Source organism: Flagellimonas amoyensis, from assembly GCF_003058265.1.
In the GTDB taxonomy this organism is placed as follows: Bacteria; Bacteroidota; Bacteroidia; order Flavobacteriales; family Flavobacteriaceae; genus Flagellimonas; species Flagellimonas amoyensis.
This window is the reverse complement of sequence record NZ_QBUK01000003.1, coordinates 118,666-131,935: the sequence shown is the minus strand read 5'-3', so window position 1 is coordinate 131,935 and position 13,270 is coordinate 118,666. Positions and strand designations below refer to the sequence as shown.

Annotated in this window: 11 protein-coding genes; 2 read left to right on the top strand and 9 right to left on the bottom strand. The window is 46.4% G+C overall.

Going from position 1 to position 13,270, the window contains the following annotated elements:
- Positions 1 to 6: 6 nt before the first annotated feature.
- From DB398_RS05230 to DB398_RS05220, 3 genes are read right to left on the bottom strand one after another with little or no spacing between them, the layout of a single operon-like run.
- The gene (locus DB398_RS05230; RefSeq protein WP_108423354.1) at positions 7 to 1,608 is read right to left on the bottom strand and encodes a SusD/RagB family nutrient-binding outer membrane lipoprotein; all 1,602 of its coding nucleotides are present in this window, start codon (positions 1,606 to 1,608) and stop codon (positions 7 to 9) included.
- 19 nt (positions 1,609 to 1,627) lie between these two features.
- Positions 1,628 to 4,693 (bottom strand): SusC/RagA family TonB-linked outer membrane protein, encoded by a 3,066-nt coding sequence (locus DB398_RS05225; protein WP_159076322.1) that lies wholly within the window; start codon positions 4,691 to 4,693, stop codon positions 1,628 to 1,630.
- 22 nt (positions 4,694 to 4,715) lie between these two features.
- Positions 4,716 to 5,969, bottom strand: coding sequence for a M14 family metallopeptidase (locus tag DB398_RS05220; protein WP_108423352.1), 1,254 nt, complete (start codon positions 5,967 to 5,969; stop codon positions 4,716 to 4,718).
- A gap of 132 nt (positions 5,970 to 6,101) precedes the next feature.
- Here DB398_RS05220 and pdxR point away from each other — a divergent pair, with 132 nt between their 5' ends.
- Positions 6,102 to 7,544 carry a MocR-like pyridoxine biosynthesis transcription factor PdxR gene (pdxR, locus tag DB398_RS05215; RefSeq protein ID WP_159076321.1) on the top strand — a complete coding sequence of 481 codons (1,443 nt, stop codon included), beginning with the start codon at positions 6,102 to 6,104 and terminating at the stop codon, positions 7,542 to 7,544.
- 5 nt (positions 7,545 to 7,549) lie between these two features.
- Here the strand turns inward: pdxR and DB398_RS05210 are convergent, their stop codons facing one another.
- The 6 genes from DB398_RS05210 to DB398_RS05185 form a co-directional block, all read right to left on the bottom strand.
- Positions 7,550 to 8,146, bottom strand: a complete 597-nt coding sequence (locus tag DB398_RS05210) for a hypothetical protein (RefSeq protein ID WP_108423350.1) — start codon at positions 8,144 to 8,146, stop codon at positions 7,550 to 7,552.
- A gap of 201 nt (positions 8,147 to 8,347) precedes the next feature.
- A complete protein-coding gene (locus tag DB398_RS05205; RefSeq protein ID WP_108423349.1) occupies positions 8,348 to 8,623 on the bottom strand; it encodes an ATP-dependent Clp protease adaptor ClpS in 276 nt (91 codons plus the stop codon).
- Between the two features lie 22 nt (positions 8,624 to 8,645).
- The gene (gene prmA, locus DB398_RS05200) at positions 8,646 to 9,479 is read right to left on the bottom strand and encodes a 50S ribosomal protein L11 methyltransferase (protein ID WP_108423348.1); all 834 of its coding nucleotides are present in this window, start codon (positions 9,477 to 9,479) and stop codon (positions 8,646 to 8,648) included.
- 9 nt (positions 9,480 to 9,488) lie between these two features.
- Complete coding sequence (tpiA, locus tag DB398_RS05195) at positions 9,489 to 10,238, bottom strand: triose-phosphate isomerase (protein ID WP_108423347.1); 750 nt, start codon at positions 10,236 to 10,238, stop codon at positions 9,489 to 9,491.
- Positions 10,239 to 10,352: 114 nt separating this feature from the next.
- Positions 10,353 to 11,447: a BT_3928 family protein gene (locus tag DB398_RS05190; RefSeq protein WP_108423346.1), complete on the bottom strand. Its 1,095-nt coding sequence runs from the start codon at positions 11,445 to 11,447 to the stop codon at positions 10,353 to 10,355.
- A gap of 193 nt (positions 11,448 to 11,640) precedes the next feature.
- Positions 11,641 to 12,216, bottom strand: a complete 576-nt coding sequence (locus DB398_RS05185; protein ID WP_108423345.1) for a DUF1599 domain-containing protein — start codon at positions 12,214 to 12,216, stop codon at positions 11,641 to 11,643.
- Between the two features lie 212 nt (positions 12,217 to 12,428).
- On the opposite strand from DB398_RS05185, the gene folP reads away from it, so the two are divergent.
- On the top strand, positions 12,429 to 13,262 hold the full coding sequence (gene folP, locus DB398_RS05180) for a dihydropteroate synthase (RefSeq protein WP_108423344.1): 834 nt from the start codon (positions 12,429 to 12,431) through the stop codon (positions 13,260 to 13,262).
- Positions 13,263 to 13,270: the final 8 nt, after the last annotated feature.

Genomic DNA, 13,270 nt, shown 5'->3' with positions numbered 1-13,270 from the left:
TTTATGTTATTTGATGAACCCTGCGGGGTTGGTGTCCCAAAAGACCCGTTCGGAATTCTGTTTCTGTTTGATGGATCTATTGATTTCCACAGCATTGGCGGAATATGGAAAACTTCGGGGAAAGCTTATGTCCCCATTGATGGGTTCCTGTATATTGGATGGGTATCCTGTCCTTCGATAGGCGTTATAGGCTTCCACAGAATTTCCGAATGCGGCCAAATAGTATTCGGTAATAATGATATCCAACTTTTCCTCATCAGTGGCTGCATTGCCATAATTGGCCATGACCTCGGCCACATAGTCATCCACATCGGTATCCTTGGCCTCATAATCAGAGTTGACGTTGCCAAATCCAAGCACCTTTTCCATGGAATCCCTAATGGCTTCTTCCAACAGAAGTGCTGGGTCCCCGTTGGCTCCAAGGGTAAGGGCTGCCTCGGCCATCAGAAACTTTACGTAGGATGATGTGAGCAGAGGTAAAATACCCGCTCCCTCCAAATGGGCAGAGGTAGTGGATGCTCTCAGGAACTGGTCCTCATCAAACGTTCCACCTCCTGGATAGATTCCATAAACGGCTCTTTTGGCGTTATCGCCATAACCTGTTCGGCTCTCACCATGGTCCAACCCTCTGTAATATTCCCCCACATAGCAATAATCCACATTCGATTCGTTTGCGCAGGTGGCGTATGGTGGAATACTAAAAGGATCTTCGTCGGCCTGTCGGTACAGGTAATAGCGAAGCCGGGGATCCCTTATGGTCTTGGAATCCTTGAGCATGTACATAAAATAATTGCCCATATACTGACCAATATCACTGACATAGGCCCTTTGAAAATAGCGGTGTCTGCTTTCTGGTTGGATCACAGTGGAATAGGTATATTGAAAATCTTCCGCTTGGGTATCTATCAAATCCTCCTCCAAGAGCTTATTGATCTCTGTTGCCACATTGCCAATGCCCAATTTTGAGCTGGTCAACTTCGTCTGCACCAATATTCGCAACTTTAGGGTGTTTGCAAACGCTTTCCATTTGTCCTTGTCGCTATTGTAAAAAAGATCTGTTGAAAAATTGAAGTTGGAAGCTTCAATATCCAATAGGGCCTGATCAATATCCGCCAATACACTTCGATAGATGTCGTCCCCATCATCCAACCTTGGGTTGGGATATTCGGATGGGTTGACGGCTTCCGTATAGGGCATGTTGCCCACATAGTCCACCATGGTGATGGTCAAATAGCCCATGAGCAACTTGTTTATGGCGTTGTGAAACAGTAAACTTTCATCTTCCGCAGCCAATGCCTCAATGGTCCTAGAGTTGTTGAGGGCCTCATAATAGCTTTCCCATTCCGCATCAAGAACATCCACGGAGACCACATCCCTGTAATTGTCGGTCATGGCCTCATAGCGCATTACATCATCCGTATTCAGGATCATCAAACCCATAAAGTACTGGAACTGGTACTGGATCTCATTCAACAGGTATTCGGGATCGGCACTATCCGGGGTAAGGAAATTGGGGTTTTCCTGCAGGTCAAAATTTGATATTTCACAGCCAAAAAAAAGCATAGAGGCCGATAGCATCACACCAAATCGTTTTATTGTTCTTTGCATTTTGATACTTTTTGATTCGTTAAAATGTTACCGATACTCCAAAAGCGAACCTCTTTGTGGAAGGGACCGTGCTGTCCCCTTCCAATCCATCACTCTCTGGGTCGTAGTTCACATACTTCGGGAAATTGGGGGCACGGTACCAGAGGTTCCTGCCCGAAAGGGTAAAATCGATCCGCTGAAATGGGAGCCGTTCCCCTTTTTTAGGGCTAAGGGTATATCCGAGGGCAACTTCCCTCAAACGGAATATGGAGGTGTCCCACATGGCCAGATCATTGGCGTTGTAATAATTGGAAAAGCCGACCCTTCCGCTATTGAGCTGAATGGTGTTGGGTATCTGGTCGCCATTCGCATCCAACAAAATCTCGCCCGTACCATCATCGGCCAAATAACCAGGAATGATAAAGGAGCCATCCCGATCTTCAGTCTCCTTGGCCACACCACGTTGCAACATATTTGCCACACTACTGGAATAGATTTCTCCGCCATGGGTGTACTCCATTTGTGCTGATATCGAAAACTTCTTGATTCCTATAGCGTTGATGGTCGTCAACCGCCAATCTGGATTAGGGTCTCCGATCACCTTGGTCACCAAACCAATATCACTGCTCGTGATCACTTCCCCAACACGGGTTGACGAACCATTGCCACTGATCAGCAGGTTGCCATTTTCGTCCCGAAGGGCATAGTCTCCCTTAATGACCCCAAAGGGTTGGCCTTCAACCGCGAACCGATCTTCAGTGATATTGATATCTGCCCGTGTGGGCGTGGTCTCCACCACAAGCGATTCATCTGCCGTAAAAATATTCCGAAGGTTCCAGCGGAAATTGTCCCCTCTGAAAATATCGACCCCCAAATCCACTTCCACGCCTTCGTTGTCTATCCGCCCCAGATTGATGTACTGGTCGTCATAACCTGTGGAGGGCGCCAATGGGGACTCCACAATCTGGTCCTTGGAGACTCGCATATAGGCAGAAGCTTCCAGAGTGACCCTGTTATGGAACAGCTTGGCTTCCATACCTACTTCCACTTCCTTATGAAGCTCTGGTTTGAGGTTCAAATTGGCATATCGGGTACTGTATCTATTGGTGACAGGGTATGTACCATCGGCCACTGCAAACCTCAACGGGTCTATGATCAAGGTACTCCTGGTCCTGTAGGGTGCCGGAAAACCCGATGATGTGGCATAGGCGTATCTGAATTTCAAATAATTGATCGTACTTCCTCCAAAATTGAGGGCGGAAGTAGGAATGAATGAAAAGGATGCACCGGGATAGAACAAGGACCGATTGTCCAATTCCACAGTACTGCCCCAATCGTTCCTACCCGAAAATGTGGCATACAGGTAATTTTTGTAAGCAAATTGAAGTTGGGCAAAAGCACCTGCCAAATTCTCTTCTGTGTGGGTGTAGCTGGCTTCGGTCGTGGTAAAGTTGCTCGGTCTGAGGAATCCGTACACAATCTGTCCGTCCGAACTGGTGGAGTTCCCGGTATAGCGCGTCAACTGGGAATTCATACCCAATTGGGCCTCCAAATTGAAGTTCTTGAAGAGGTCCTTATTATATCCAAGTAAAGCTGTTTGGTTGATGATGACCTCCTTGCTGTCCCCAAGATTCAAATAGCCATACCTAAAGCTATCGTCACTATATCCCCCCTTGTTGGAGTAATCAAAGCCCATATAGGTCTCGCTGTCAAAACCCACACGGTAGGTCAGGTTGAGCCCGTCCGTGATCTGATAGTCGGCGGCAACATTGCCGAAGACCCTTACCTTATCATCATAATTCCCCGAGTTATGCAGTATCCAAAGGGGATTGGTATCATTCCTGTAATAGACCGATTCGCCCGTCAACGGGTTCTGGTAGGGCAGTTCCGTAAGGTCGATCCATCGGGGAAGGTGATAGACCACACTAAAAATGCTTTCATCATTGACGAGATTCACCTTTCGGGTGGAATAGCCTATATTTGCCGACACATTGAGTTTCTCAGTGAGTTGGGCCTTTCCCCCTACACTCAGGTTGAAACGTTTGAGGTCATTGTGTTCTATGATCCCTTGTTCATCGGCATAGCCTGCCGATAGGTTGAAACCTACTTTTTCCTTCGATGCTGCAAAAGTGAAGGAATGGGTGGTTCCGATGCCCATCCTAAAAATATTCCGCACATTGTCCGGCTTTGCCGCTATTTGAATTGTGGCATCTTGAAATTCCGGAAAGATGTTTCCCAAAGATGCATACGGATGGGCCACTTCCCCCAAAGTGGAGAAGGCAGGGCCAAAGTTAGAAACGATTGTGGGATCGAACTGCACCCCTTCCAATCCATTGGAATAGGTATTCTGGAATTCGGGGAGTTGGGATACCGTATTGGAGTAAACCGTTGTGGAGTAAGATGCGGTTGTCCTGACCTCTCCCGTGCGGGCCGACCCACTCTTGGTCTGAATCAGGATGACCCCGTTCCGTCCCTCGCTCCCATAGAGTACCGAGGCATTGAAACCTTTTAAGATACTGATGCTTTCGATATCATTGGGGTCGATATCGCGCAGCAGCCCGTTGAAGGGCACATTGTTTACCACAATGAGCGGAGCGTTGGACCCTGTCAAAGAGACATTTCCCCGTATCCTGATTTCCGAAGAGGAACCCGTTTGCCCATCCGCCGGAGTGATGCTCACCCCCGCTACCTTTCCTTGCAGGGCTCTGGCCATATCTGCTTCGGGCCGTTTTTCGACCTCATCAGGCCGTACATTGGCAATGGCATATCCCAGGGCTTTTTTCGACTTCTTTATCCCCTGTGCGGTGACCACCACCTCTTGAAGTACTTCGGCATTTTCTTCCAATGTGATGTTCACGACGGTCTGTGTCCCCACTTGAATTTCTTTGGTGAGATAGCCCACATAGCTGAACTGTAGCACATCCTGTCCATCCCGTAGTGTTATGGTATAGTTGCCATCAAAGTCCGTGGTAGTGCCCACCGTGGTTCCTTTCAGGATCACACTGGCCCCCGGGAGTGGCCCACTGGCATCTGTGACGGTACCGGTTATCTGCTTTTGCGCGTGTACCATTCCTCCAAAAAACAGCAGGATGCATAAACATATCATCTGGGTTTTGGCCATAATCAAGCTAGTTTAAATTAGTATTAGAGCATAAAATTTTCATCATTTCCTGTGCAGAGACCCTGCCTATGGTCCTTATCCGGTCCCTTGGAGTGTTGTCCCCTATTTCATAAGTGATCCCAACGGCCCCGTGCCGCTTTAAAAACCAGCCTTTCGAAACTGGCTTTGTGCTGTTTCCCGAAGATTCATTGACCTTGTAATGGGGTATGTTTTCCTCCAAGGCGGAGAACCAATTCTTTTCAAAATGCGGAAGTATGCTACCTTCTTGGGAGGTGTTGGTGTAAAAAACATCTTTATAGGTGGAATGGAAATCCAGCCCCAAAAGCAGTCTTGCCCCATCCTTTTTCAATTGCTCTTCTATAAATTTCACAGCTTGACGGATTTCAGGCTGACGATACTTGGACCAATCCCTGTTGGTATCCACCCCACCTGCATTGTGACGCCAATGGCCAAGATCCACCCCATCCGGGTTCAACATGGGAAAAGCCAGCACCCGATGGGTATTCAAGAATGCTTTGGACAATGCTGAATCGTCCAGTACAGTTTCCAAAAAGGCCTTGAATGCAAAAAATCCGGTGACTTCCGGGGGGTGTTGGCGCGTTAGAAGTACAATGATGGGTTTGTTCGCCTTCCCGCCGTGATACATGTCCAAAACAGGAAGTTCCCTACCCATTTTAGAGGTTCCGTAAATGTATGTCCTCACATATCCCTTATCCGAAGACAAGCCATGATACCATTCTTTTACCTGTTCCGAAGTTTGCAGTTCTTGTGCCGCAATGAGAGTCGGTTCTTCATCCAATAAAAGTTCGAGCGTGACCAATGAATCCATTATAAAAATCTTTGCAGGATCCAAGGCTTCCCATTTTCCAACTGGTTTCTTCACTTTTGGGACGTATCGGTGTGGATGATCCTTGGGGTATTCCAAGGAGACATATATTTTTTGGGGATGATGGGATGCTATTTTAAAAGCGTAGTAAGGGCTGCTGTTGATGGGTTCGTTTTCCGGCCTGATAATGGCCTTGATGGTACTGTCGTTCAATTTTTCAATCCCGTTCAGACGGGCACCATCAAACGTATTGTCCACAACAAGACCGAGGTCTTCCTGTAAATAAACTTGCCTTTCCTGAAATGTGATCTGCTTGTCGGAGGTATCGACCGGGGTTTCAAAATCAACTGTACGGAGACCTGAACAACTGATCAGAAATCCTGCACTACAAAAGAAAATCGGCAAAGTTCTAATGATAGGATTTGGGACTTTCATTGTGAACTTTCTGTTAAAAACCAGAAAATTAAAGGATAAACTTCTACCTTCCACCTACCAATTCTTATCGGAAAGGGCATACCAATTATGCATTTCAATATTAAAGGCATTTTAATACGAAATGGCTTAAGCTTGAATGTCAACCTCCAACCTCAAATTTATATAAGTCTATACGACGCGCTCAAGAAAGCCATCCTCACGAGGTCCTTGGAACCAGGTTCCAAGCTTCCTCCCTCTCGGATTTTGGCAAAAGATCTTGCCATATCACGCAGCACGGTCCTGAAGGCCATGGATCTATTGCTTGTGGAACGCTACATCGATTCCGTCAAAGGGTCCGGGTACTATGTGCTGTCTCCCAAGGACAAAAAGTTGAGGCTCAATTTTACCCTAGAAGACAAAAAGGGCAACTACCCGTCACTTTCCGGTAAGGGAAAAGCCTTCTCGCAAAACATAGATTGGTATGGCGAAAGTGCCGAAAAAGGGATTGCCTTCCGGCCCGGCCTCCCCCCTTTGGATATATTCCCTGTACAGTTATGGAAAAAGTTGATAGGGGATTATTGGAGATATGTCACCCCATCCGAGCTTTCCTATTCCAGTACCATTGGCCTGCAATGCCTACGGGAAAACCTGGCCAAATATCTGAGGGTGTACCGTGACATCGACTGTGACCCCGACCAGATCATCGTTACCTCTGGATCACTGCACTCCCTTTACCTTGTGTCCAACGTGTTGCTGGAAACCGATGATGAGGTAGTGGTGGAAAACCCGACCTATCCCATGGCCCATGCCCTTTTTAAAAGTCTGGGGGCCAAAATATGTGCTACCGATGTGGACGACCAAGGCCTACGTATCCAGCACACCTACTGCCAATCCCCAAAATTTGTCTATACCACTCCCTCCAGCCAGTATCCCACTGGCATAAAGATGAGCATGGAACGGCGAAAGGAACTTTTGAAATGGGCTTCGGAAAAAGAGACCTTCATTGTGGAGGATGACTATAACCACGAGTTCAGCAATTGGGAAAGACCGATCGGTTCCTTGTTCGGGATGGACCAACAGGAACGGGTCATCTACCTTGGCACGTTCAATAAACTCATACATCCTTCCATGCGGCTTGGATACATGATCGTCCCGCATTATCTGTTTGATGCAGTGGTGGCCCTTTACCAGCAATCGAGTCGATTTGTATCCAGACAGAACCAAAAGGCGATGAGCACCTTTATTGAAAAAGACCATCTGAACAAACACCTAAGGAACGTGATAGACATTTCCAATGAAAGAAAAGAGGTGTTTGCACATCATTTCAGAAAGGTCTTGGGGCGCTACTTTTATCTGGACACCACAAATCCGGGACTACACCTCATAGCGCATATCACCAAGGAGGGGCTTAGCGATGTACAGTTGGAAAAAGTTCTTTTGGAACATAACATCCTAGTGCATGCCCTCAGCAAATATTATGTGCACCGCAATGGGGAAAACGGATTGGTGATGGGTTTTTGCTGCGTCAATCCAAAACAGATCAGGGAAAGTATCAACAAAATGGAACGGATCATCTCCAATTATATAGGCTTATGACCCCCCTACCTGTTCAAGGAATCCAATACAAAAAGGGCCTGTTCCAGTTCGGTTTGAAGGCGTTTCTTTTCTTCGAAATATTGTTCTTGCAGGAGTTCCATTTTTCGCTCAAACTCATCCACTGGCACATATTCGGGCTCCAAGAAGGCTTCCTTAAAAATACTGATCACCGTGAAGAGGAAACTCATGGCTATGGCAGATAAAAGCACCAAGAGCAAGGTTTTCTCCTTTTTCAAGCCTGGCGACTTGAACAGTTTCTTTTGCTGGTTGGAAGGCTTTCGAGTGCTGGATAACTGATCTAGGAACACATCCCACTTTTCCTCCTCTTTCACATACATGTCCATGAACCCACCATCTTCCAAAAAATCCTCGGTGGATGAAGTGGAGGCCAGCATAAAAATGTCCATGCCGTTGCCACTCATTACATCTAAAAGATTGGGGTCATATGCCAATATTTCCCCCACCAACCTTTCCACGTATTGCAGACTATAGTTGGGGCGGAGAAACTCATCGTAGAGGGTCTGGATCTCGAAATAATCGCTGCGTTCCAAGGCATACCCCAAAAAACGGTCTTTCAGTTCTGCCTTAAAAAATTCGCTCATGTTTCAGGAAGGAGGATTAACGGTTCTTACTTTTTTGGTTGTTGGTAAATTTACACTATTCAAGCGCTTCTCCTTTTTGATTTTTGTGAAGAATCCATGTTTTTATGACATTTCATGTTCAGCCATCAAAAGGGTCGCCCGCAACCATCATGTGACAAAAAAAGGTAAGTTCAAAAAGGGATTTGGGGAAGTTGGGAAGGACTACACGATCTCTGCGCTCAGCCCTGCCTCCAGAAGTTGGGTGCATTTGGGCTTCAGAAAGGAATACTCCCCGGTCTTTACCGTGCATTTTCCATTGTAGTGCACGATCAGGGAGCATTGCTCGGCTTGTTCGGGCGTATGCTCGCACACATTGATCAAGGTCTCAATGACGTGGTCAAATGTGTTGACATTGTCATTGAAAAGTACAATCTCGTTCTGGTTTACCGTCTCTTCCTCTAGAAGGACATCCTCAAGCTGTTTTTCCCTTGTGCCCATGTTCTGTGGAGTTTATGCCTTTCTAATTTACATATTTTGCTGAAATCCAGTTGTCCTTCTCCAGTTTTTTTTCAAATTCCAAACCATGCGCCATACATTTTGAGGAAATGGCATCCAAATCCTGCAAATAGAAGCCACTTAGAAAAAGGGCACCTCCTTTTTGAAGGCATTGTGCATAGATTGGGATATCTTCCAGCAGAATGTTCCTGTTGATGTTGGCCAGGATAACATCATATTTTCGTCCTTCCAGAAGGGCACTGTCGCCTTGAAAAACGGCAATATCGACACAATCGTTCCTCTCCACATTCTCCTTGCTGTTCAAAAAGCACCACTCATCAATATCGATGGCATCCACAGGGCCTGCGCCGCGCTTTTTGGCGAGAATGGCCAACACCCCTGTGCCACAGCCCATGTCCAGAGCAGATTTTCCTTCAAAATCGTCATCCAGGATATGCTGCAACATCATATAGGTGGTCTGATGGTGCCCGGTGCCAAAGCTCATTTTGGGTTCGATGACAATATCGTACTCCACTGCCTCGGCCTTATGAAAAGGGGCTCGGACCATGCACCTATCCCCCACTTTGATGGGATGGAAATTCTTTTCCCACTCGGCGTTCCAGTTTTTCTGTTCAATTTCCGTGCTGGTCCATGAAATCTCGAAATCGGGATGCTGCAATATGAAAAAGTCGTCCAAAAGACCTTCTTTCCATTCCGATTTGAGGATATAGGCCAACAATCCCGTCTCGTTTTCCACAAAACTTTCAAAACCCACTTCACCCAACTCGGCAATCAGGATATCGGTTGCCGGTTGAGCTGGGTTTACCTTAAAATCGTATTCAATATAGATCAATGCCATGCAGAAGAATTAGATGGCCTCGATGATGGCCACAAAATCCGATGCCACCAATGATGCCCCTCCGATCAGTCCACCATCCACATCGGGCTTGGAGAAAATCTCAGCGGCGTTCCCCGGTTTCACACTGCCTCCATAAAGGATGGAGACCCCATCGGCCACGGCCGAACCAAAGGCATCCGAAATGGTCTTTCTGATAAAGGCATGCATTTCCTGAGCCTGTTCCGGGCTAGCCGTTTCCCCTGTTCCTATGGCCCAAACTGGTTCATAGGCCAGGATGATATTCTTCCATGCGCTGGCATCCAAATTGAACAGGGCATTTTTCAATTGGCTTTCCACCAAGGCAAAATGCTTGTCCGCTTTTCTGTCCTCCAATTCTTCACCAAAGCAGAAAATGACCTTCAATCCTTTGTCCACGGCGGTCTTCACTTTCTTGGCCAAAAGGGCATCGTCTTCACCAAAATAGGCTCGCCTTTCCGAATGGCCCAAAATAACGATATCCACATCGATGCCAAGGAGCATATCCGCAGAAATTTCGCCAGTGTACGCACCGCTCTCCGCAAAATGCATGTTCTGCGCAGCCACTTTTATGGTAGATGATTGAAGTGCAGCATTTGCCGCCGCTAGGTTCACAAATGTTGGGGCCACGATCACTTCAGCTTTGGTATCCGGCAATTTGGCCGAAAGCTCGGTAAGCAAAGCTTCGGTCTCTTTGAGGTTATTGTTCATTTTCCAGTTGCCTGCCACAATTTTTGTTCTCATGTGTTGTGTTATTATGTTACTCTGTTATTATGTTCAATGTTTATGGTTTCAAGTTTTTGGTGCTTGATGTTCGGTATTTCCCTGATACGAATTGCCCCTCGATTTCAATAAATCCTAAAACTCAAGTTGATCAATATCGTTGTAATGTACTTTTTGTTGGATAGTTCCTCTCTTGAGCACCAATAGGGCCGGGTTGGAACGCACAATGGTCTTCAAGGTCGTTTCATCGGTAAAGTAAAAATCGAATTCCATACCGTATTGGCTCTTTATCCTGTTCGCCAAATCTGCACTGGAGGCCGACATCCCAATTACCCTGTATCCGCTTTCCTTGGCCTTTTTTGTCGCTTTTGCCACTTCCGCAAAAGCATCATAGTTGCTTTTGGCCAAGTCATAAGCTATCACCATGACCAGTTTTTCCTCATTCAAAAGTTCGGCCGCAAAATCCTCCCCATCCTTTTCAATGGTGAAATCATGCACGGGCGGTTCATAGCCTTTTTGGATCATGGTCGTTTCCACATCTACAAATTCCCCATCCACCGAAGGGTAATCCCCGTTGGTCACCACGATTTTATCCGCCCCTCCCACCTTGAAACGCCATGCATATTCATAAATGGGCTCCGGGGCTCCTTCGGGAACCGTCATCCCTTCTTCAATGTTCGCCCCTATCTTGTAGGGCCGAAAATCCACGGAAGGCAAGTGATTGAGCACATGGTTGGCAAAGAGGATGCAGGCCACTAGGGAAACTCCGCCCACGATCCAATTGGTCTTTGTGTTGAACAGTGGTGTGATGTATTTTCTTCCGAAGAACAACACCAAGATCAACACCAGCAAGATCACATCTTTGGTGAAGGATTCCCAAGGGGTCAACTTTACTGCATCTCCAAAACATCCGCAATCAGTCACCTTGTTGAAATAGGCAGAGTAAAAGGTGAGGAACGTGAAGAAAACGATCATCAACAAAAGGCTCCAAACGGTAAACTTGGGTTTAAAACCAATCAGCAACAACACGCCCAAGATTACTTCCACGATGACCACAAAAATGGAAATGCCCAATGCCATCGGCATCAGGAAAGGCAAGTTCAATACGCCGGTGCTGAAGTATTCCTCCAATTTGAACGAAAATCCCATAGGATCGTTCAGTTTGATCAAACCACTGATAATAAAGAGTATCCCAACGATGACCCTTGAAATCCAAACTATATATTTCATATTTTAAATTAAAAAATCCAAATCCCAAATTTCCAAAGCTCTATGTTGGTCTGACACGCCTGTCTGCCACAGGCAGGAATTCCACTAATTTTCACCAATACATCTCAGCCATGGAAAAGTATTCGATTGGCAATAAACCCATTTTACTTTGTCCTTGCTCTTGTATCTTTTCTCTTAAATCCAAATACCTGTATCATGCTTTGTGATTTGGAATTTGTGATTTGGAATTTGTGTCCCCACTAAGATGAATCAATGCAAACACAGCGTAGTTGACCATATCCTGATAATTGGCATCCACTCCCTCGCTCACCAAAGTGTTGCCTTTGTTGTTCTCAATTTGCTTCACCCGGAGCACTTTCTGTAAAATTAGATCTGTCAGTGAACTTACGCGCATGTCCCGCCATGCCTCTCCATAGTCGTGGTTTTTGTCCTCCATCAGTTTCTTGGTGGTGGCCACCTCCCCATCATACAGTTCAATGGCCTCGGTTGCTGAAAGATCGGGTTGCTCCACCACTCCCTTTTTGATCTGGATAAGTGCCATAAGGGAATAATTGATGATCCCGATAAATTCGGACCGTTCATCTTCATCCACCTTCCTCACGGCGTTCTGCTGCAGGCTTCGGATGCGCTGTGCCTTTATAAAGATCTGATCGGTAAGGGATGGGAGCCGCAAAATCCGCCAAGCGGTACCATAATCTTGGGCCTTTTTCAGGAACAATTCTCTACAGGTATGTATCACTGCATCGTATTGTTGGGATGTCTGCTGCATGTATTGTTGCTAATTTGCGTAAATTTCGTCCAATTGTAATGCGGATGCCCAAAAAGTCGGTTTTCGTCAACCTGAACTTGATTCAGGTTCCCACAATATATTGTTTATCAATAGGATGGGATTCTGAAATAAATTCAGAATGACGACTTCCAATATTTTTTGGACAACCTCCTTGCCAAAGATAATGAAACCCAACAAAGCAGGTATTTTTTATGACCATAAACTGCAAAGGTGAATTGATGGACCTGACCGTGCCCAAGGCAATGGGCATCCTGAACCTTACCCCGGATTCCTTTTTTGATGGCGGGAAATACAAAGATGGGCCTTCCATCCTGAAACGAGTGGAGGAAATGCTTCATGAGGGTGCCGATTTTATCGATATAGGGGCCTATAGTTCCAGACCGGGTGCCGAACATGTCCCAGAGGACGAGGAACTGAAACGAATCATCCCGATTGTTGACCTCATCTTGGAACATTTCCCCAAAACGTTGATCTCCATTGATACGTTCAGGAGCAAGGTGGCCTCGGAAAGTATCGATCACGGTGCTGCCATGATCAACGACATTGCTGCGGGGAACCTAGATGCAGAAATGCTTTCTACGGTGGCCAAACACCAGGTGCCCTATATCATGATGCACATGAAGGGAACGCCGCAGTCCATGCAAAAGGAGGCCACTTATGACGATCTCATCAAAGACCTACGATGGTATTTCTCCGAGAAAGTGCAACAGGCCACATCGCTAAAAATCAACGACATCATCATAGATCCCGGTTTTGGTTTTGCCAAGACCACGGGACAGAACTACTCCCTTTTGAACCATCTGAATCAGTTACAGACCTTTAGGCTGCCCATACTGATCGGCCTTAGCCGAAAATCCATGATCTACAAGGTTTTGGAAAGCACACCCCAAGAGGCACTGAACGGCACCACGGCCCTGCATACGATTGCCTTGTTGAAAGGGGCCAATATTATCAGGGCACACGATGTAAAAGAAGCGGTGGAATGTATTAAACTTGTGGAAGCCTTAAAAGCGAACGCCCTCTGATTTGTGGT